23 protein-coding genes and 1 pseudogene are annotated in these 19,254 nt (G+C 70.4%); 10 read left to right on the top strand and 14 right to left on the bottom strand.

The features are described 5' to 3' along the window. Nucleotides 1-105: 105 nt before the first annotated feature. Together ACZ7G1_RS13700 and ACZ7G1_RS13695 are read right to left on the bottom strand one after the other, a co-directional pair. Nucleotides 106-1,275 (bottom strand): acyl-CoA dehydrogenase family protein, encoded by a 1,170-nt coding sequence (locus ACZ7G1_RS13700; protein WP_470871280.1) that lies wholly within the window; start codon nucleotides 1,273-1,275, stop codon nucleotides 106-108. Nucleotides 1,276-1,289: 14 nt separating this feature from the next. After that, on the bottom strand, nucleotides 1,290-2,846 hold the full coding sequence (locus ACZ7G1_RS13695) for an acyl-CoA synthetase (RefSeq protein WP_470871282.1): 1,557 nt from the start codon (nucleotides 2,844-2,846) through the stop codon (nucleotides 1,290-1,292). Between the two features lie 112 nt (nucleotides 2,847-2,958). Here ACZ7G1_RS13695 and ACZ7G1_RS13690 point away from each other — a divergent pair, with 112 nt between their 5' ends. Further along, nucleotides 2,959-3,585 (top strand): TetR/AcrR family transcriptional regulator, encoded by a 627-nt coding sequence (locus tag ACZ7G1_RS13690; RefSeq protein WP_470871284.1) that lies wholly within the window; start codon nucleotides 2,959-2,961, stop codon nucleotides 3,583-3,585. A gap of 106 nt (nucleotides 3,586-3,691) precedes the next feature. Further along, nucleotides 3,692-4,879 carry a serine hydrolase domain-containing protein gene (locus ACZ7G1_RS13685; protein WP_470871286.1) on the top strand — a complete coding sequence of 396 codons (1,188 nt, stop codon included), beginning with the start codon at nucleotides 3,692-3,694 and terminating at the stop codon, nucleotides 4,877-4,879. Here ACZ7G1_RS13685 and ACZ7G1_RS13680 read toward each other — a convergent pair. From ACZ7G1_RS13680 to ACZ7G1_RS13665, 4 genes are all read right to left on the bottom strand, one after another. Next, nucleotides 4,876-5,750, bottom strand: a protein-coding gene (locus ACZ7G1_RS13680) for an IS5 family transposase (protein ID WP_470871288.1) whose coding sequence is annotated in 2 segments (ribosomal slippage) — nucleotides 4,876-5,534 and nucleotides 5,534-5,750 — 876 coding nt in all. Because the reading frame shifts where the segments join, the coding sequence is not laid out codon by codon here. The genes ACZ7G1_RS13685 and ACZ7G1_RS13680 overlap by 4 nt on opposite strands. A 74-nt stretch (nucleotides 5,751-5,824) precedes the next feature. Then, nucleotides 5,825-6,736, bottom strand: a complete 912-nt coding sequence (locus ACZ7G1_RS13675; RefSeq protein WP_470871290.1) for an alpha/beta hydrolase — start codon at nucleotides 6,734-6,736, stop codon at nucleotides 5,825-5,827. Nucleotides 6,737-7,393: 657 nt separating this feature from the next. Beyond that, complete coding sequence (locus ACZ7G1_RS13670) at nucleotides 7,394-7,666, bottom strand: hypothetical protein (protein WP_470871292.1); 273 nt, start codon at nucleotides 7,664-7,666, stop codon at nucleotides 7,394-7,396. A gap of 258 nt (nucleotides 7,667-7,924) precedes the next feature. Then, nucleotides 7,925-8,446 carry a hypothetical protein gene (locus tag ACZ7G1_RS13665; protein ID WP_470871294.1) on the bottom strand — a complete coding sequence of 174 codons (522 nt, stop codon included), beginning with the start codon at nucleotides 8,444-8,446 and terminating at the stop codon, nucleotides 7,925-7,927. Between the two features lie 487 nt (nucleotides 8,447-8,933). Here ACZ7G1_RS13665 and ACZ7G1_RS13660 point away from each other — a divergent pair, with 487 nt between their 5' ends. Then, the gene (locus ACZ7G1_RS13660) at nucleotides 8,934-9,626 is read left to right on the top strand and encodes a glycine-rich domain-containing protein (protein WP_470871296.1); all 693 of its coding nucleotides are present in this window, start codon (nucleotides 8,934-8,936) and stop codon (nucleotides 9,624-9,626) included. Nucleotides 9,627-10,335: 709 nt separating this feature from the next. Continuing rightward, complete coding sequence (locus tag ACZ7G1_RS13655; protein ID WP_470871298.1) at nucleotides 10,336-11,040, top strand: oxidoreductase; 705 nt, start codon at nucleotides 10,336-10,338, stop codon at nucleotides 11,038-11,040. A 123-nt stretch (nucleotides 11,041-11,163) separates the two neighbouring features. Here ACZ7G1_RS13655 and ACZ7G1_RS13650 read toward each other — a convergent pair. Further along, nucleotides 11,164-11,286: pseudogene (locus ACZ7G1_RS13650) on the bottom strand (pirin family protein); the annotation flags it as partial. Nucleotides 11,287-11,926: 640 nt separating this feature from the next. Between ACZ7G1_RS13650 and ACZ7G1_RS13645 the strand changes: the two are divergent. Continuing rightward, nucleotides 11,927-12,289 carry a cupin domain-containing protein gene (locus ACZ7G1_RS13645; RefSeq protein ID WP_470871300.1) on the top strand — a complete coding sequence of 121 codons (363 nt, stop codon included), beginning with the start codon at nucleotides 11,927-11,929 and terminating at the stop codon, nucleotides 12,287-12,289. Between the two features lie 49 nt (nucleotides 12,290-12,338). Here ACZ7G1_RS13645 and ACZ7G1_RS13640 read toward each other — a convergent pair whose 3' ends face one another. Both ACZ7G1_RS13640 and ACZ7G1_RS13635 read right to left on the bottom strand, forming a co-directional pair. Continuing rightward, on the bottom strand, nucleotides 12,339-13,133 hold the full coding sequence (locus tag ACZ7G1_RS13640; RefSeq protein WP_470871302.1) for a class I SAM-dependent methyltransferase: 795 nt from the start codon (nucleotides 13,131-13,133) through the stop codon (nucleotides 12,339-12,341). Between the two features lie 435 nt (nucleotides 13,134-13,568). Beyond that, nucleotides 13,569-14,009, bottom strand: coding sequence for a BBE domain-containing protein (locus tag ACZ7G1_RS13635; protein WP_470871304.1), 441 nt, complete (start codon nucleotides 14,007-14,009; stop codon nucleotides 13,569-13,571). 257 nt (nucleotides 14,010-14,266) lie between these two features. Between ACZ7G1_RS13635 and ACZ7G1_RS13630 the strand changes: the two genes are divergently transcribed. The 5 genes from ACZ7G1_RS13630 to ACZ7G1_RS13610 all read left to right on the top strand — a co-directional run bounded on the left by ACZ7G1_RS13630 (nucleotide 14,267) and on the right by ACZ7G1_RS13610 (nucleotide 15,568). Continuing rightward, nucleotides 14,267-14,527, top strand: coding sequence for a carbonic anhydrase (locus ACZ7G1_RS13630; protein ID WP_471204132.1), 261 nt, complete (start codon nucleotides 14,267-14,269; stop codon nucleotides 14,525-14,527). Between the two features lie 25 nt (nucleotides 14,528-14,552). Beyond that, entirely contained in the window at nucleotides 14,553-14,729 is a 177-nt protein-coding gene (locus tag ACZ7G1_RS13625) for a hypothetical protein (protein ID WP_470871306.1), read from the top strand. A 73-nt stretch (nucleotides 14,730-14,802) separates the two neighbouring features. Next, nucleotides 14,803-15,213, top strand: coding sequence for an ATP-binding protein (locus ACZ7G1_RS13620; RefSeq protein WP_470871308.1), 411 nt, complete (start codon nucleotides 14,803-14,805; stop codon nucleotides 15,211-15,213). Then, on the top strand, nucleotides 15,210-15,413 hold the full coding sequence (locus tag ACZ7G1_RS13615; protein ID WP_470871310.1) for a hypothetical protein: 204 nt from the start codon (nucleotides 15,210-15,212) through the stop codon (nucleotides 15,411-15,413). Before ACZ7G1_RS13620 ends, ACZ7G1_RS13615 begins: the two co-directional genes overlap by 4 nt. An 8-nt stretch (nucleotides 15,414-15,421) precedes the next feature. Further along, nucleotides 15,422-15,568, top strand: a complete 147-nt coding sequence (locus ACZ7G1_RS13610; protein ID WP_470871980.1) for a DUF6126 family protein — start codon at nucleotides 15,422-15,424, stop codon at nucleotides 15,566-15,568. Nucleotides 15,569-15,730: 162 nt separating this feature from the next. Here the strand turns inward: ACZ7G1_RS13610 and ACZ7G1_RS13605 are convergent, their stop codons facing one another. From ACZ7G1_RS13605 to ACZ7G1_RS13585, 5 genes are all read right to left on the bottom strand, one after another. After that, complete coding sequence (locus tag ACZ7G1_RS13605; protein WP_470871312.1) at nucleotides 15,731-16,066, bottom strand: ArsR/SmtB family transcription factor; 336 nt, start codon at nucleotides 16,064-16,066, stop codon at nucleotides 15,731-15,733. A gap of 234 nt (nucleotides 16,067-16,300) precedes the next feature. Continuing rightward, nucleotides 16,301-16,711, bottom strand: a complete 411-nt coding sequence (locus tag ACZ7G1_RS13600; protein WP_470871314.1) for an STAS domain-containing protein — start codon at nucleotides 16,709-16,711, stop codon at nucleotides 16,301-16,303. 16 nt (nucleotides 16,712-16,727) lie between these two features. Beyond that, the gene (locus ACZ7G1_RS13595; protein ID WP_470871316.1) at nucleotides 16,728-17,153 is read right to left on the bottom strand and encodes an ATP-binding protein; all 426 of its coding nucleotides are present in this window, start codon (nucleotides 17,151-17,153) and stop codon (nucleotides 16,728-16,730) included. Beyond that, the gene (locus tag ACZ7G1_RS13590; protein ID WP_470871318.1) at nucleotides 17,150-17,572 is read right to left on the bottom strand and encodes a pyridoxamine 5'-phosphate oxidase family protein; all 423 of its coding nucleotides are present in this window, start codon (nucleotides 17,570-17,572) and stop codon (nucleotides 17,150-17,152) included. Before ACZ7G1_RS13590 ends, ACZ7G1_RS13595 begins: the two co-directional genes overlap by 4 nt. Then, nucleotides 17,569-19,224, bottom strand: coding sequence for a SulP family inorganic anion transporter (locus ACZ7G1_RS13585; protein WP_470871981.1), 1,656 nt, complete (start codon nucleotides 19,222-19,224; stop codon nucleotides 17,569-17,571). Before ACZ7G1_RS13585 ends, ACZ7G1_RS13590 begins: the two co-directional genes overlap by 4 nt. Nucleotides 19,225-19,254 lie beyond the last annotated feature (30 nt).

Here is a 19,254-nt window from a genome sequence, read left to right as displayed (position 1 = left end):
CGGGTGGAGCAGGGGGCCGTACGGGTGGGCGGTTGTCCCCCGAGGCCGCGGGCCCGCTCGCCGAAGCGGGGGCCCGCGGCACCGCCCTGGGAACCAAGGGGTGGGTCAGATCAGGCCCTTGGCGATGGCGTTCTTGTGGATCTCGGTGGTTCCGGTGACGATCCGGAACATCCGCAGGCTGCGGAAGATCTGCTCGACCTCGTTGCCCCGGGTCAGTCCGGCTTTGCCGTGGATCTGGACGGCCTGGTCGGCAACGCGGAAGGCCGCCTCGGAGGTGAAGAGCTTGCACATGTTGGCCTCGACGGAGACGTTGTCGCCCCGGTCGGCCTTCGCGGCGGTGGTCATCACCATCGCGCGGGCGGCGTAGATCTCGGTGGCCATCTCGGCGATCTTGTGATGGATGGCCTGGTGAGCGAGGAGCGGCTGACCGAAGACGACGCGGTTCATGGCGTACTCCACCGACAGGTCCCAGGCGCGGCGTGCGGCGCCGATGAGGGACGGGCAGTGCAGCAGGCGGTTGAGGGTGATGCGGCCGATGCCGATGCGCAGGCCCTGTCCGATCTCGCCGAGGAGGTTCGGGGCGGGGATCCGGCAGTCTTCGAAGACGAGGTCGCCCTCCATCTGCTGTCCGGACATGGGGACTTCGCCGTCGAGGACCGTGCAGCCCGGGGTGTCCAGGTCGACGAGGAAGGCGCTGTACGCCTCCTCGGTGCCGGCCATGCGTGCGACGACGATCGCGAAGTCCGCGAAGGGGGCGGCGGAGCTGAACACCTTCTTGCCGTCGAGGACGTAGGTGTCTCCGTCCGGGGTGGCGGTAGTCGTCATGCGGCGTACGTCGGAGCCCGCGTCCTCCTCCGTGATGGAGAAGCAGCACGCCCGCTCGCCCCGGACGACGGGCATCAGGTAGCGCTCCCGCTGTTCCTCGGTGGCGTACTTCACGATCGCGCCGACACGCAGCGGACCGCCCATGTCGCCGAGCACCGAGTGGGAGAGCGCGGCACCGGAGGCGGTCAGCTCCTCCTTGAGGGCGCACAGTTCGTAGAAGCTCAGCCCCTGGCCGCCGAGCTCGGGGGGCAGGCTGATGCCGTAGAAGCCGAGTTCGGCACTGCGCTTCCAGACGTGTTCGAGGGTGGTGCGGTCGAGCTTGGTCTCCGCGGTGATGCCGTGCTCGCGCTCGTATGGAATGAGTTCGTCACGCAGGTAGGCACGCAGCCGAGCGACGAGGTCTTGGAGGCGCGGGTTGTCGTCGTAGGAGGGTTCGAGGGTGAAGGGCATGGCGGGGGTCCTGTTCAGTTGACGCGGCGCTCGGCGCCCGCCCAGTAGCGGTCGCGGATGGCGCGGCGGTCGATCTTGCCGTTGGGGTTGTGGGGCAGGGCGGCGACGAAGTCGACCGAGCGGGGCTTCTTCATGCGGGCCAGGTGCTCGGCACAGAAGTCGGTGAGGTCGGCTTCCGTGAGCGTGGCTCCGTTGCGTGTCACGACGACCGCCTTGACGGCTTCTCCCCACTGCTCGTCCGGGACGCCGACGACGGCGGCCTCGTAGACATCGGGATGCTGGTGCAGGACGGACTCGACCTCGACGGCGTAGATGTTGAACCCGCCGGAGACGATCATGTCCTTCTTGCGGTCGACGATGAAGACGTAGCCGTCGGAACGGCGGCGGGCCAGGTCGCCGGTGAGGAACCAGCCGTCCCGGAAGGTCTCCACCGTGAGGGCCGGCTCGTTGTGGTAGCCGGGGACGACGTCGGGTCCGCGGACGGCGATCTCGCCGATCTCCCCGTCGGGCACGGGCTGTCCGTGGTCGTCGACGATGGCGACCTCGGCCTCGGCGAGCGGGCGGCCGCAGGACAGCAGCAGCTCCTCGTCCTCGCCCGCGATCGCCCGCCGGTGGTCCTCCGTGGAGAGGAACAGCACGCCGGAAGTTGTCTCGCCGCAGCCGTACCCCTGGGACAGGACAGGGCCGAAGAGGTCCCACGCGGCCCTGATCCGGGCCGGTGACATCGGCGCGGCACCGTAGATCAGCTGGCGCAGGGTGGAGAGGTCGTGGTCGCGGGCGTTCGGCAGCGCGAGGACGGTGTTGACCATCGTCGGTACGACGAAGGCGTGGGTGGCGCGCTCGCGCTGGACGGTGGCGAGGAACTCCTCGGCGTCCCAGCGGGGCAGCACGACCGCGCAGCCGCCGGCGAAGAAGATGCCCATCAGTGGCATGCCCGAGGCGTGGGTGACCGGCCCGGCGAGGATCTGCCGGTCACCCGGGCCGACCCTCGTGTCGGCGCTCATCACGGACTTGCGCATCAGGGCGAGCCGGTTGCCGTACGTCTGGACCGCGGCCTTGAGCTTGCCGGTGGAGCCCGAGGTGAAGTGCAGCACGGCGATGTCGCCCTCGTCGCACTCCGTCTCGACGGGTTCCGGCTCGGTGCCCGCGAGGGTCTCGGTGTAGCCCGGGCCGAGATCGCTCGGGCCGTCGTAACCGAGGACGGTCTTCACCCCCGTGCCCGGCACCGCCGCGCGGGCGATGTCCAGATGGGCGGCGTCCGTCAACAGCACCCGCGCGTCCGACTCCGTGAGCAGGTGGGCCACCTCGGCGGTGCCGAGCCTGGCGTTGATCGGCGCCCGGGCCAGGCCGGCCTTGTAGAGGGCCACCTCCGTGACGACCAGTTCCGCGCGGTTGCCGGCGAGGGTCGCCACGCGGTCACCCCGGCTCAGGCCGAGGGCACCCAGGGCCGTCGCGAGCCGGTCGCTGTGGTCGTCGAGTTGCGCGTAGGTCAGCCGGACGGGTCCGCAGACCACGGCCTCGGCTTCGGGTTGGTGGCCGGCAGTCCGGCGTACGTACCGCCCGAGATTCATCGCACCTCCAGAGTTTCCGAACAGTGTGTCCAGTAGCAAGCTTGGTGTGCGGCAACGTAAAGGCAGCGTTAGGGTCAGGTCAACGGTTCGGAGAGAAGGAAACGAAGTGGACATGAAGCCCGCGGGAGACCGCCGCGTCCGCAGGACGCGGGCCGCACTGCGCCAGGCCCTGGTCGAACTCGTCCTGGACAAGGGGTTCCACGCCGTCACGGTTGAGGAGATCACCGAGCGCGCCGACGTGGGCCGGGCCACCTTCTACGCGCACTACCGCGACAAGGAGGACCTCCTCGTCGGCATCGTCCGCGACCTCGCAGAGGACCGGGACCGCCTCCTGCCGGCCGTCCGGCAGGCGCATGCCGAGGGGTTCACCGGCCTGCCGGTGAAGTACATCTTCGAACACGCCGAACAGGAGAAGTCCGTCTACCAGGTCATCCTGCGGGGCGAGGGCGACGGACGAGCCCTGCGTGAGTTCGCCGACCTCATCCGCACCCACGCGGAGGCCGCCTTCCGCGCGCGGGCCGAGCAGCTCGCGGTGACACCGCGCATCCCCCTCGACGTCGTCGCCCGGGCCTGGACCGGCGAACTCATCGCCCTGCTCACCTGGTGGGTGGAGAACGACACCGGCTACAGCGCCGCCGAAATCACCGCCCATCTGCGCGACCTGTCGGTCTACGGTCGCATCTGGGCCACCGGGCTGGCCCCGTCTGACGCCCCGGGGGCCCTCGACCTCACTCCCTGAACCGCGCGGCCGCACCCTCCCCGCCTGACACACCTGGCCGAGATACCAGACACTGTGTACGGTATCGAGTCCAGTAGGCGCACGACCGAAAGAGCGGAGCGGACGCATGACAGGCATTCCCTCACTGGCCGACCTCGTGTGGGCGCGGGGATACACCGATCCAACCTGGGCTCGACGGCACACCACCTCGGGTCGGGAACTCGTTCCGAGCCGCCGTGTCTGGCGAGGCTCCGGCGGTGCGTCCCCACTCCCCGCCGCGACGGCCGGGGTCCTCGACGGCCTCGCGTTCACGGGGCCACAAGGTGAATCCCTCACGCTCACAGAGCTGCTCTCCCGGGCCGAGACCGACGCCCTGCTGGTCATGCACCGCGGCGTGCTCGTGCACGAGGAGTACCTCCACGGGTACGAGCCTCATGTCCCGCACTTCAACGCCTCGGCCGCCAAGTCCTACCTCGGCCTCGTCGCCGCGGTCCTCGCCCACGAAGGGCAGCTCGACCGCGGCATGCAGGTCGCCAAGATCGTCCCCGAGCTCGCCGGCACCGCCTTCGGGGACGCCCAGGTCGACCACCTCCTCCACATGGGCACGCAGATGAGCTACGCGGGCCGCCCGTACGACAAGGCACTCGAAGCGCAGCGCTACTTCGCCGTCCTCGCTCCCCAACTGCGCCCCTACGGCTACACCGGGCCGGCCACGATCCGCGAACACCTCGCCACCGCCCGGGCGACCGCCGATCCGGGCATCGAATTCCGCTACGAGAACGGCAACGTCGAGGCCCTCGCCGAGGTCCTGCGCCGCGTCACCGGCACCACTACCTCATCCCTGCTGTCCGAGATGATCTGGTCCCGCATCGGCGCCGAGGAAGACGCGTACTACCTCCTCGACTCCGAAGGCGCCGAGGCTGCCTGCGGCGGATTCAGCGCCACCGCCCGCGACCTGGCCCGGCTCGGCGAGATGATCCGCTGCGGCGGCGCGATCGGCGGCCGCCAGATCGTCCCCGAGGCGGTCGCCTCCACCATCGTCTCCGGCGTCCCGGACGGCTACCCCCACCGCGTGCGCTTCCCCGCCGCACCGCCCGACGCGCCCGCCACGCTCTCGTACCACGACCTGTGGTGGATCCCGAACGACCCGTACGGCTCCTTCATGGCCAGCGGCATCCACGGCCAGCGCCTCTTCATCAGCCCCGCCCTCGACCTGGTGATCGTCCACTACGCCTCCCAGATCATCTCCCCGGCCGTCCCCCAGGTCCCCCTGGTCCAGATGTTCTTGAAGATCGGCACGCACCTAAGCGTCTAGTACTCCAGTGTGACGTACTGATCGTTTCGGATTGCTGCTCGGAGCCGTCGGAGACAGATGATGCTGCAGGCGAGTTCGAGCAGGCCCTGATGAAGGTCGGCGGGTCGCTCGTAGCGGGTGCGGAGTCGCGTGAACTGGTGCAGCCAGGCGAACGCACGCTCTACCACCCACCGAACCTTGCCCAGCCCGGAACCGTGGGCGACGCCGCGTCGGGCGATCAGTGGTTCAGTTCCGCGCCTCCACAGCAGGCGGCGGTACCGGTCGAAGTCGTAGCCACGGTCGGCGTGCAGGCGCCGGGACTTGTGGCGAGGACGTCCACGCAGACCCCGGATCGGTGGGACAGCGTCCGACAACGGGAGAAGTTGGGTGACGTCGTGGGGGTTGCCGCCGGTGGGCGTGACGGCCAGCGGGGTTCCGTGGCGGTCGACGATCAGGTGGTGCTTGGAGCCGGAGCGGGCGCGGTCGACCGGCGAGGGGACGATGTGGTCCCCTCCTTTGAGGGCCCGGACATGCGTGCCGTCGACGGCACGGTCGTCCTGGCTCAGTGAGTCCGCGCGGCGCAGTGCGGTGCGTAGGGCAGCGGGCAGACGGGGCCAGACTCCGGCCTCGGTCCAGTCCCGCACTCGGCGCCAGGAGCCACCTGCTCCCAAAGGTCGTCAGAAACAAGATCAGTATGCGCTCGGACACACTGTCGAACCGGGCGGGTCCACAGGAGGACCGCCTCAGCAGTTCGCATTCGGTAGCGGAAGACGCCGAGGCGCCCGTCCAGGGCACAGCGCCAGTTCGAGCGCGGCAGGGGCAGGGAAGCGCGGAACCAACGAGGCTTCTGGGGGGGACCGGTTGAGATGTCGACCACCTTCCGCGGCGGCACAGGAGCGTTGTGCGTCGTGGCCCTCGGCGCGGTCCCACCGGTGTCGCCCGGTCCGCGGCCGTGCCGGGGAGAGCCTACTGACGCATTGACAGGTTCTCCGTCAGGAAGGCGACGGCGTCTTGGAGTGCCTCCTCGCCCCGCGGATGGGCGGCACGGTCCTTGAAGAACTGGATGAAGCCGTGCTCCTCGCCCGGGTAGACCCGGCACCGGGCCGCGACGCCGGCCGATTCGAGCGCAGCCGCGTAGTCCGTGCATTCGTCGCGCAGCGGGTCGTGCCCGCCGACCAGGATCAGCGTGGGCGGGAGGCCGCCGTGCTCGCCCCACAGGGGTGCGACGAGCGGATCGAAGGGGCTGGTGCCGTCGGGAACGTACGCGGCGAGCCCGAGGCCGTGGATGGTGCGGTTGGGAAAATGGGTGTCCGCGACGCCGTAGGAGTCCAACGACGGGGTGTCCATCTTATTGCTCAGGGAGGGGTACATGAGCAGCTGGGCGCTGAGGTCGGGGCCACCCCGGTCGCGGGCGATCATGGCTGCCGAGGCCGCGAGGTTGCCGCCGGCGCTGTCTCCGCTCACCGCGATGCGGGAGGGGTCGCCGCCGAGGGAGCCGGCGTGCTCGGCGGCCCAGTCCAGCACGGCCGCGACGTCGTCGACGCCCGCGGGAAACGGGTGCTCGGGGGCCAGGCGGTAGTCGACGGACAGCACCAAGGCACCTGCCCGGCCGGCGATGGCACGGGTGAGGACGTCGTGGGTGTCCAGGTCCCCCGAGACGAATCCGCCGCCGTGCACGAACACGACGACGGGCAGCGCCTCCTCTGCCTCGCTGGAGGACCGGTAGGCCCGCACCGGGACGGTTCGTTCAGGCGACCGGGCCGGTACGAGGACCTCCCTGACGTCCGCCACGGGATCCGGAGCACCCGCGTTCGGGATCAGCGCGCGGTAGTTCGTACGGAGTTTGTGTGCGAAGTCGGAGGTCTCGGGTTGGGTCACGACGGGGTCCTTTCACGGGGCTGGTGGGGGCATCGGAAGCAACGGCAGGTGTGTGCCGGATGGCGATCAACGCAGCCTCGCTGGGGGCCCGAGGGCACGCCTGGAGACGCAAGGCGGCCGTCGGCGGGTCACGCTCCGGCGGCTTACCGCGGAGACGGTGAGGTGGTCGTCGGGCCGGACGGCGCATCGGGCGGTGACAGGGCGGGCGTGCCGCCCGGCGAGGGAGCGGTACCGGCGCATCAGGGTCTGCCGATGGACGCGACCGGGGCAGCTGGGATCGAACGGGCTCGTGAGGGCCACATTGTCGACTGGTACCAGACGATCGATACGCCAATGAGGATGACACTCCAGCCCCTGCGGAAGTCGTCCGGACGGCCTCCGCCGGCTCGGGCGGCCGGCCGCAGAATGGATCACTCCGTCGGCCCGAGTCCGGCCCGGCACCGGTGAGGCCGCTGACAGAGCGGACGAGACCTGGGGAGTCGGGTCCCGACCGATGCCCCAGGGGGGTCCGGTCCTCGGGCGCCCGTGGTCGACTTGGTCGCCCGGGTGGGGTGGGCCGTGGGCATGCTGGCGGCCAGGCAGGGTTCTGCCGACAGGGTAGCGGCGGCGGCAGGGGCCGGCGAGCACGTCCGCCTCGCTCGCCGCCAAGGCAAGGCACTACGGCGGCAGGTTCTCAGCGGTCCGCGCCGGTTGCGGGTGGGCCGTCGCCTGCCGGTGCCAGGCCGAGACGGGCAGGCGAAGGGCGGCCCCGTCCACGCGGACCGCTGTGCGGCCCTGGTTGATCCGCACTCTGGTCGCGCAGGAGACCGCCAGCACATTGCGGACCTCACGGGCCTCCAGCCCGGCCCGCAGGCCGGGGTCCTGACGAGGGACCTCGTCCCCGGTCAACCATGAGGTGCTCACTCCGGCGTGCCACGCCTGCTCGATCATCTGCACAGCGAGACGAGGGCTTGGTCGTGAGAACGACGTCCTCGGTTACTCCGGCCTGCGGGCCGCTCGGAGACCCTCCATGGGTGTTCGGGCAGGTGGAAACGACGATCGGTTGTCCCCGCCCTCTGCTTGGAGGCGCAGGCGAGGAAGGCGCCCACCTGGCTGTTCTCGATCCGCCCGGCGGTGCCGGCCCACTGGCGCTGGGCAACCGCCGCAACACGCCCCCTCTCAGAAGTCCATCGTGCCCGCGGACGACTGCTATCCGGCCGGCTGCAATGCCCAGTAGTGCGGTTCGATGGGGGCGTGCCTCACCACGATCCGGCCGTTCACGCCGGGATCGTCCACGATCTTTCCGAACGAGGGGGAGAAGTCGCCGGGTGTGTGCTCGATGTCGGCCCACACCACGCTGCCGGGCCCGTCGGAGCCGTAGGAGACGGTCCACTCGGCGTACCTGTCACCGCAGTCGGTGACCGACACGCCGTGGTACGACGTCACCTTCAGGCAGGTGCGCGGGTTCGAGCCCGACGGGGAGACTTCCATCATTCCGTCGGGGCGTCGCAGCACCTGCCAGTTCGCCGAGGTGAACGCGGTCTCCGCGCAGTCGCCCAGCGACACCACTCCGACACTCGCGTGCGACTTGGGCCAGACCAGACACTTGCCGTCCGTGAGAGCCGCGAACCGGTAGACCCCGTCGACGAGCGGGGCGGCGTGGGCGGGTTGCGCGAGTGTCGCGGTGGCCGCGAGCGCGGCGGCCGTGACGGCGATGACGCGTGAACGCATGGGGTGAGACTCCTCAAACAGCCGTGGTCGATCCGATCGCACGGCAGACGCGGTAAAGGGCAGCTGCCGCCGGATTCGGCAACGGCACTGATCTTGGAACACCGGTTCCGCCGGCAACTGCTCGCGGCGGCTGCTGTCACTCGTCTGGCCGAGCCGTGTCATCCGATGGCATGGCGGTTCGAGACGCGGCCTCGCCGCCGAGAACTCCGTGATCACCAGGGAAATGGACGCCGCCCTGTGGGCGTCAGGCCGTCAGGTCCGCCACGTTCAAGGTGGAGGCCATCAGGGGATCGCAGAAAGCCCATACGGGTGAACCGGTCCTTGAACTCCGCCCGGCCGAGCCCTGGAGCCCTACGGTGTGGCCTCGGCTGACAGGGCGGATACGCAAGGAGACGTACTGCATATGGTCGCTATCCCCAGCGCGCGGCGCCGGTCCCGCTCTCGTTCCACCTGCCGTACGCGAGCGGGGGTTGTGGGTCTCCTGGTGGTGGCCGGGGCACTGCAGTCCCTGGCCGCCGCCGCTCCCGCCCACGCCCTTGAGACGCGGACCTACAGCACGCCGGGAACCTACACCGTCACGGTGCCCGACGACGTGACCTATGTCGCGGTGAGCCTGACCGGTGGGGGCGGTGGGGGCGCCGGCGTTGGATCCGGCCCCGCGTTCGGGGACGGCACGTCCCGGCCAGGCGGCGGTGGCGGAGGCGGCGGAGCGAGTTCCTCCTGTTTCCTGCCCGTCAGGCCCGGCGACAGGATCACCATCACCGTCGCCGCCGGCGGCGTCGGCGGGCCGGCCAGTGGATTGGACCGGGACGGCGCCTCCGGCGGGAACTCCGCCGTCACGGTCAACGACACGGCCGGCGGAGCGAGTGCGCAGGGCGGCGCCGGCGGGCACCACAGCGCGAACGCCTTTCCCGGCACCGGAGGCGCGGGAGGCGATCGCGGAATGAGCTGGTGCGTCGGCAGCTTCCCCGACCTCTACACGGGACAGGCAGGCGCCGCGGCGAACGCCGATACCCGAGCGGGAGGCACCGGCGGCGCACCCGGGGCCGTGCCACCCAGCAGCTGCGAAGCCGGTGCGGGCGGCGGCGGAGCGGGCGGATCGGGCTCCGCGAACGGCCTTGCCCACCAGCACACCGAAAGCCTCCCCGGGGCGAACGGTTGCGTCGTCCTGGCCTACTGACGCATCCCGTTGCCCGTCTCGTTGACACCTCGCCGCGAGCCGGCCCGCCGAGTCGTGTGCCGCACGGGCCGGCGGGGGCAGGCCTCTACCGAAGGCACTCCACCAGCCGTTGCCCCGGCAGGTCCGCCAGGCGGTCCGCTCCGCCATCGCCTCACCGGCGGCGCCGACCTCGTCGAGGAGGAAGCGCTGACCGGACTCGGGATCGTCGCGGTGCGCGTCGAACAGGGCGTCGGCTGGGTATGCCTCGTCGAGCCACCGGATGCTCCGCACCACTCAGGCGGCCCGCCCCGGGCGCCCCGGGCGCCCCGGGTCCGGCCCGATCACGTCCTGGGCGACAAAGGCCACAGCTCGAAGCCGATCCGCACCTGGCTCCGCCGCCGGGGCGTCCCTCTCAGCCACGGCGCGTAGCCGCCTCATGCGCCCGATGACGTCGCGTCAGCAGCGCAAGCGTCGCCACGAACGGGCCGCCCCTGGGGAGAATCCGGCGAGTGGACGTTTACGCTGTCGGCTACCACGTGGGGCATCGCAGACAGGGAGGGCCGGAGGCATCCCGCAAGAACGGCCTCCACGTCCTCCGGCACACGTACGCCTCGATCATCCTGGAAGCTCTCCAGCCCGACCCTCGCCCTTGACCACTGCGTGGTCCCCGCGTACGTGCCGGAGAAGGCCTGACCCGGCATGAGCGAGCGGGGGCACGGTACACCCCGCCGTGGAGATCCACCTGGGGCACAACTACTTCGCCAGCGCGTTCCTCAGCCCCAGGCTCAACCGCCGTCGGGACCGGTTCGGCGGCAGCCTCGCCAACCGGGCGGCGGTCGTCCGCGGTGCCGCCCGCGCGGTGCGCGACGCGGTCGGCGACCGCATCGCCGTCACGGCCAAGCTGAACATGGACGACGGCGTCCCCGGTGGCATCTGGCTGGACGAGAGTCTGCAGCTCGCCCGCTGGCTCCAGGACGACGGTACGGTCGACGCGCTGGAGCTCACTGCGGGCAGCTCCCTGCTCAACCCGATGTACCTCTTCCGCGGCAAGGCGCCACTACGGCAGTTCGCCGACACCTTGCCCCTGCCACAGCGGCTGGCCACACGGGCGTTCGGCCGGCACTTCCTGATCGAGTACCCCTACCAGGAGGCGTACTTGCTGGAGTCGGCCCGCCAGTTCCGCGCCGCGCTGGACCTGCCGCTGATCCTGCTGGGCGGCATCGCCGACCTCGCCACCGCGAGGCAGGCCATGTCCGAGGGCTTCGACTTCGTGGCCATGGGTCGCGCCTTGCTGCGCGAGCCCGACCTGCTCAACCGCTACACCGCCGGAACGAGCAACAGGTCCCTGTGTGTCCACTGCAATCGCTGCATGCCGACCATCTACACCGGCACCCGATGCGTACTCGTGGCACCGGAGCCCACTCCCGGGAGCTGACCCGACATGCCCGCGTCGCCCTCCGGTTGGGCAAGACACCCCGCAACATGCTGTCGGGGCACGACTGCCCCCCGTCAGGAAAGTCAGCAAAAGGTCAGCTTTCAGCTGACCAGACCTGCCTGCTCACACACGAGCACACACGGGAAGCACACCCGCCGGGCGTCCGCCGTCGTACCCCTTCACCTCGCCGAAGCGGGAGCCCGTCATCCAGACCTCCCTCGCCTGGCGGATCTCCTCGTCGGTGCGGGCGACGAAGGTCCACCACCACTTGATCCATCGCCCTGGTCTCCGACTCGATCACCCAGGGGCTCCGGGCGGGACTGATCTTTGACAACGAGGTGCAGCCCGGCCAGATGTCCGGTGACTTTTGGCCCGGAAAGGCGCAGTTCCACATGGGTGGGGCCGACTTCCACAACAGTCGCCCTGAGCCCGCGAGCACGACCTCGGCTTGAGCGGTCAGGTGACGGTACTGTGCCAGCTCCTCCCTTCCTTCCCGCCCCGGCAGAATTGTCGTAGTCGAAGCCGACTCTGGCCCAACCACCGCTCCTCCTGGTCGAGATGACCTCGACAGAGGACGAACCACTACGCGCCGCCGAGCGGAGCGCCCCCTTCGTCGCCTTCCCCGCCGTCGTCGCCAACATCACCGGCGCCCCCGCCGTGGTCCGTACCCCTGTACTGGTCCGGCATCGGCCTACCCATCGGCGTCCACTTCCTCGGCCGCGTCGGCGACGAGGCAACCCTCCTCCACCTAGCAGCCCAGCTCGAACACGCCCGCCCCAGGGCCGACCCGCCCGGACCGACCGGCCACGCCGACGTGGCACGATCCGGCCGCCGGGGCCAGCCTGGAAGAAGGACCCTCCCCGTAGCCCAGCGAATGGAGACGGCCATGACGGCGACGACGCGGGAAGACACACCGGTCGTGATCGAAGGCGGAGGCGTCGAACTCCGTACGCAAGCGATCAGCGAAGACCTGTCCGTGGCCTTCGTCCGGTTTCCGCAGGGCACCGATATGAGACCAGCCCTGACCGGCCTGCCCGACGGCCTCTGCGCCTGCCCTCACTGGGGCTACATGCTCAAAGGGCGGCTGAAGATGGTGACGAAGGACGGGGAGGACATCTACGAAGCGGGTCAGGCCTTCTACTGGCCGCCCGGGCACGCCCCCGTGGCACTCGAGGACTGCGAATACGTGGACTTCTCACCCACCGGAGCCTTCACCACCGTCATCGACCACATCAAGGCACAGGGCTGACCCGCCCCGCCCTGGGTACGCCAGGGAGCATGAGGCCCGTAACCTGACGTCAGCGGCTCGGACGTCTTCCACAGCCGTTCCAGGCGCGAGCGGTGAGGGCGATCGAGCCGTCGTCCTCGATGGGTACGCGAGAGCGCAGACGCTCGCGCAACGCGTCCTGTCCCTTCGGCGGCAGTGAAGCGAGGTAGGACGGGGCAGGCCCTTGCCCGCCCAGGAACGGGGCCCAGTAGTCGTCGAAATCCCTGAAGCGTGTGGGGATGTTGATCTCGTCGACTTCCACGTCCGCCAGGCCGGCCGCTCGCAGCAACTCGTCCAACGGACCGGGCGCGCACAGAGGGAACCGCAGGGCCTCGTCCAGCTCCCGGCTGCCCTCGTCCAGGGAGACGGCGGCTTCCCAGAAGTAGCGGATGAGTTCCATGCCCCCCTGGGTGTAGTCCCAGAGGTACGCGGCGAGCGTGCCGCCCGGGCGCACGATGCGGGCCATCTCTGCGACGGCCCGCTCGGGAGCAGGGACGAAGTTGAGGACCAGGCCGCTGATGGCCACCGACGCCCGGCCATCCGGGAACGGCAGCCTCATCGCATCGCCGCGTACGAACTGGGCCCGGCAATCCGTGACGTGCTGCCGGGCGTACCGGACGTAGCTGTCGGACGGCTCGACTCCCACCACCCGCTGGGCGTCAGCCACGTCCAGGACCGCTCGGGTGACGGCACCCGTCCCGCAGCCGATGTCCCGCCAGTCGCTGCCCTCCGCAACGTTCAGCCGGCGGACGCACTCCACCGCCACCTGCCGGCTCCACCGCCCGATGTAGGGCTCGTACGCTTCCCCTTCACCCCACACCGGCATGCACACCCTCATCCAGGACGGCCGGCCCGGCGGGCCCGATACTCACCGCCACAAAAACCAGCATGCACGGGCACCCGCCACCTCGCAGCCCGGCCGAGAGCACCGGCCAAGACGAGATCCGATGCGGGCCGCACATCCGCCGTGGCCAGCCCGGTCCCTGGCCTCAGCACCGACGGATGTCACCCGCTGCCGAAGAGGCCCTCGTACGGGGAGCGCCTCGGGCAACGCCCCGATTCCGGTGTCCGCCCCCGCCATCATCACTGCCTCATCTCCGGACAGCGGATCACAGCCGTCATCGGGGCCGTCGCCGTCCTGGCCGAAGCCGCGACCTCGATGGTGCGTGGCAGCGTGACCGGCTCGTCACGCACACCGCTCGGCCCGGCATCGAGTCCGGCGAACGCAGAGGCTCGCGAAACCCGCCACGTGAGACACCCGCTAAGGCCTGATGTTCTGGTTCAGGTGGAGGAGGTTCCCCGGGTCGTACGTGCGCTTGGCCTCGACGAGGCGGTCGTAGTCTCCCTTGTAGTTGGCACGGAAGCGGCCCTGGTCGTCGTCCGCCATGAAGTTGACGTAGCCGCCCTGCTCCGAGTGGGGAGCGGTGGTCTCGTAGTAGTCGCGGACCCAGGCGGTGTCGGCCTCGTTGTCGGCGGGGTCCGGCCACATGCCCGCGATGACGGTGGCGAAGGAGGCGTGCCGGTAGGCGAAGGCCGTCGCATCCGGGGCGACCTGGTGGCAGGCGCCGTTGATCGGGTGGATGTGGACCGTCGAGATCACGGCGGTCAGGCGCGGGCCGTGCGCCAGGTGCGCCTCGATCGCGGCGTCGCTCAGCTCCGTCCCGAAGTTGGCCTTCCGGTAGTGCTGGAGACCGGGCGGCACGAGCGCGTCGAAGGCGCTGAACTGAGTAAGAGACGTTGCCCAGGGCCGATTCCCAGCTGACGGTGCTTGCGACAAGGGTGCATCGCCCCGGACGGTCCGGGACGGGGCCGGCCCGCGGGCAGGGTGGCCACGCGCCGCTCGCGCGGGCTCAGCGCGGCACCGTCGGCGCGTGACGTCCATCATGACCAGCGGGTACAGCTCACCGTGCGGTCGGCGGGCGAGGTCCTGGACGAAGCGGTCCTGGGCAGCATCGCGAACTGGCCGTCCCGCTGATCGCCATCCTGGGTCATCAGGGGTGCGGAGCAGTCGCCGCTGCCCTGCACACCGAGGCCGGCGGCGCGCTCCTGGCGCGCATCCGCTACTTGGCAGAGCGGATCCGGCCGGCGATCGATCACGGGCTCGAGGGCGAGGCCCGGATCGACACGGCGGTCACCGAGAACGTGCGCCGGGTCCGGGCGCGCGTTACCGCCGAGGCGGACCCACAGCAGCTAGACTTGCAGAGTTATGCAATTTACTAGTTTTGGATATGACGGGGGTTGCGGTGTGGCCGAGTTCGAGGAAGCGGCGCTGGAACGGGTCCGTGCGGCGCGGGCTCGCCTCCAGGCTGCGCAGGAGGCTGACGATGCCTTCGATGAGGCGCAGGCCGCGGAGGAGCTGGAGGACGCGCTGCGCGTGGCACACGATCACGGCGTGGCCACCGGTGCGTGGGACACCCGATGAACCTCGGGTTGCCCTCGGCGGGTCTGGGGCGTCGGTGATGGTCAGGCGCCCCAGCGGGCAGACGGCTGTCCAGGTGCGCAAGCACGTGTGGACGGTGCCGCTGGTGCCGGGTTCCGTTCGAGCCGCGCGCGAGCGCAGCGAACGCTCTCTGGTCCTCTTCGGGCTGGAGAGCTCCTCGGCGCTCTTCGGAGCCGTGCTCTTGGTGGTCAGCGAGCTCGTGACCAACGCCGTCCGGCACGCTCAGCACTCCCCAGACGCAGAGGTCACTCTCCACATGACCGAGCACCTGCTTGTGACCTCCGTCGGGGACCTGGACTCGCGCCCGATAACGTCGGCCGACGCCGGCCGAGCCGCCGGGCAGGGGCTGCGCACGCTGGCTGACCTGGCGCGGACGTTCGGCGGTGACGTCCGTATCGAGCCCTTCTCCGGCGGGTGCGGCAAGACGGTTGTCGTCCGCTTCATCCTTCCGGGAGGCACGCCGTGACCAACAGCGCTGGAGAGGCCGCCCAGTTGTACGGGATCACTTACCTCAGCACCCGCCCTGAGTCGGAGGTCCGCACTGCCGAGGCCGGCGAGGTCGCGGCCGTCATCGAGCACGCAGGCGAGCACGGCATGCAGGTCCTCGTCCGTCCGTGCCACCGCCCGGTCGAGGAACCGGGCACCAGGAAGGAAGACGAATCGTGACGGACAACCTGCCCGAGAAGGACACGGCTGCGGAGCACGAGAAGTGGAAGGAGAAGGGCGTCGCGATGCGGGCCTTCCTCTACATCTTCGGCACGCACGTGTTCGCCGGGTTCATCTGGTTGCTCTTCTACGTGGGGCAGCACGCCCAGAAGTGAGACCGGGACCGGAGTGGGATCCAGGCGCGCCTGGGGTGCGGGTTCGGCATGGGGGAGAGCGGCCGCCTTCCGGTGTCAGAAGCGCGTTGAACCCGCACGAACGGAAGACGGCCGCCGCATGTGGGGTGCGGGCCCCGTAGGGCCGGCACCGTGGGGCGCTGTTCAGGTGCGGCGGCCGGCCTTGAGGTCGGCCAGGAGTTCGGCCTGGCCTTCCAGGACTCCGGAGAGGATGCCGCGGGCGACCCGCAGGAGCTCGGCGATCTGGGGATGGGTCAGGCTGTAGTGGACGTTCGAGCCTTCGCGGCGGGTGACCACCAGGTTGGCCTTGCGCAGGACGGCGAGCTGCTGGGAGAGGCTCGCGGCTTCCACGCCGACCTCGGGCAGCATCTCGGCGACCGCGTGCTCGCGTTCGGACAGGAGCTCCAAGACGCGGATGCGCACCGGGTGCCCCAGCGTTTTGAAGAACTCTGCCTTCAGCTGGTACAGCGGCGTGGTCACCTGTGCACCTCTCCCCTGACTGCCCATCTCATCCACCCGGAACCGTTCTTTCGTAGGGCATCCGTTCGGCCCTCTTCACACCTTGCGACCTCCACAATTGCAGATCCCTGCAACTCGCGGGTCCTGGCGGGGTGCCTTCGTTACCTTCGACTCCCCGGAGCGGGGCCTTCGCCGGTCAGGCCTTCTTGAGGAACCCGGTCTTCAGGACCAGGCCTCTGGACGGTGGTGCTGGTCTCAGATGAGGGCGGGCGCCTCGGGCGACTGCCCGGTGGGCCAGTCGTCGGTGGTCCACTGCTTGACCGTCCCGCGAGCTCCGTGGGCGGCCAGAGCGGCGGCGAGGTCGCAGTGGACGGGCACGGGCGGGCAGGTCGCATCGGGGACGAGCGAACCGTCGGCGGGGATCGCGGCGAGCTCGAGCGGGCGTCCGCTCTCGGCGAGGCGGCGGGCGGCCTGGGCGACGGCGATCTGCCCGCCGGGCGACCAGCCCAGCAGTCCGGTCAGATCGAGGATGACCGGGCCGGTGCCCCGGGCGAGCGCCCAGCCGATCGCTCCGGCAAACCGGTCGGTGGCCTCCGCGCCGAGATACCCGGTCAAGGACAGCACGCCCAGGTCCTGACGGGTGGTGTAGCGCCATTCAATCGTCATCGTCAGCTCCTCGACTTCACAAGGGAAGGGTGATCCAGATGGCCTTGCCACGCCCGTCCGCATCCGCCCGCATGACAGCGGTGCCGCCGAGCTCCATCGTCATCTCCACCACCATGGCCAGGCCGCTGCCCGGCGCGGCGCCGAGCGCACCGAACAGAGCGGGCTGATAGGGGTGACGGTCGTGGACGGCGAACGCAAAGGCGCCGGGTCCGTGGGCGTAGGTCACGGTGATCATCGGCGAGGACACAGCGGCGTGACGGACGGCGTTGGTGACCAACTCGGCCACGATCAGCAGCGCCGGTCCCACGCTCGGATGGCGAAGACCCACCCCGCCTTCCACGAGGACCAGCTCGGTGGTCTCCCGGGCGATACGCACGGCCGAGCCCATGGCTGGCACGACCAGCACATGCCGGTAGGGCATCGCCTCGACCTGGACACTCACCGGCCCGCCCCCGAGACCGTACGGGCGAGACGGAACCCGGACACGGACTGCGGGTACAGGCGCAACAGGGTGTCGTGCGGGCCGTGACTCCAGCCGGGCAGGGTACGCCGGTAGTGGGCGGCCTCGTCCGGGTCGGCGATGACGTCCGCCGGCCCGTGGGCGCTGACCGTCCAGCCGGTCCCCACCGGGGTGCGGATCTCATCGACCTGGTAGGTCAGCAGCGCCCGGCCGGGGATCGTGGCGGCCTGTACAGGGGCTCGGACGACGAGGCGCCCATACTTCATCACGTGCGCGGCGGGCCGTACGACGGCCACCTCCCGTTGGACGTAGATGAGGCGGCCCTGAGCGGAGCCTTCCAGGAGCCACAGGGCCTCGGTGCCGGAGACCTCGATCATAAGGAGGTCGGCGGGGACGATCATCGTGCGGCCTTCCGGAAGCGGTGCGGTCGGTGATGCGTACGCGGCAGCAGGCCCGCCTGCTCCAGATGCTTGCGGGCCCCGGCGATCGCCTCCGGGGTGGTGGCGTACTCGCGGCCCTCCAAGCGCAGCAGCTCCAGGGCGCCGACGGCGTCCAGGGCCTGGCGCTGGCCGGGCCGGATGCCGGAGGTCATGACGGCTATGCCGCGCCGGTTCAGCTTCTCCACGGCGTCTTTGAGGACGAGGGCGCCGGTGGCGTCGAGGGTGGTCACCCGCGCCATCCGGAGGATCACCACCTTCACGTCGGAGACCTCGGAGAGTTCGAGGAGGAATCGGTGGGCGCCAGCGAAGAAGAGGGGTCCGTCGATGCGGTAGGCCACGATGTGCTCGGCGAGCAGGGCGTGCTCCTCGTCGCTGTGCTCGCCGGGCAGGTCGGGCCGGAAGTCGACCTGCTCCATCCTCGCCTGGCTCGCCACCGCCTTCAAGGCCAGGGCCCCGGCGACGACCAGGCCGATGATCACCGCGTACACGAGGTCGAGAATCAGGGTGGCAGCGGCGGTCAGGGCCAGAACGACAGCGTCAGAGCGGGTCGCCTTCGCCATCGCGCGCAGCGAGCCGACCTCCACCATCCGGATCGCCGTCGCCAACAGCACCCCCGCGAGCGCGGCGAGGGGGACCTTCGAGACCAGCGGGGCGGCGGCGAACACGATCACGGCAAGTACCGCGGCGTGGGTGAGTGCGGCGAGGCGGGACGAAGCGCCGGTACGGACGTTGACCGCGGTGCGCGCGATGGCGGCGGTGGCCGGGACGCCGCCGAACAGCGGGGCCGCCAGGTTAGCGACGCCCTGGCCGAACAGCTCCTTGTCCGGGTCGTGCTTCTGCCCCACCGTCATCCCGTCCGCCACCGTCGCCGACAGCAGGGACTCCAGCGCGGCGAGCGCCGCGACCGCGACCGCCGGGGCCAGCAGCGAGCTGAACGCGGACACATCGAGGAAGGCCAGCGACGGGGCGGGGAGCCCGGCGGGAAGGGCCCCGATCGGGGCCGCAGCGTCGAGAGGGAAGAGCTGCGCGATCACGGTCGCGGCGATCACCGCGACGATCGAGAACGGAACCGTCGGCTTCCACCTCGCACCGGCCAGCATCACCGCCGCCACACCCACGGACAGGCCGATCGCCGTCCAGTTCGGGAAGGCCACGAACTCCACGACGGCCCGCCACGCCACCAGCAGGACCTTCTCCCCCTCCGGCTTCTCGACCCCGAGTGCGTTGGGTATCTGCTGGAGGCCGATCACGCACGCGATCCCCAGGGTGAAGCCCTCCACCACCGGCGCCGGCACGTACCGCATGTACTGCCCGGCCCGCAGCAGGGCGAGACCGATCAGAAGGACACCGGCCATCAGACCCACGGTGAGGACGCCGCCGGGTCCGTACCGGGCGACGATCGGCACCAAGACCACGGTCATCGCCCCGGTCGGCCCGGACACCTGGAGATTCGACCCGCCGAACAAGGCGGCGAGCGCGCCCGCGACCACGGCGGTCGCCAGCCCCGCCTCCGCACCCAAACCGGAGGAGACCCCGAACCCGAGCGCGAGGGGAAGGGCGACGATCGCCACGGTGAGGCCGGCCAGCAGGTCCCGGCGAGGGCTGCGGGCCATCGCCGCGTAGTCCGCCCGGGCGGGCAGGAC

Source organism: Streptomyces sp. NPDC037273, assembly GCF_055603625.1.
This window is presented reverse-complemented; position numbering and strand designations above follow the sequence as displayed.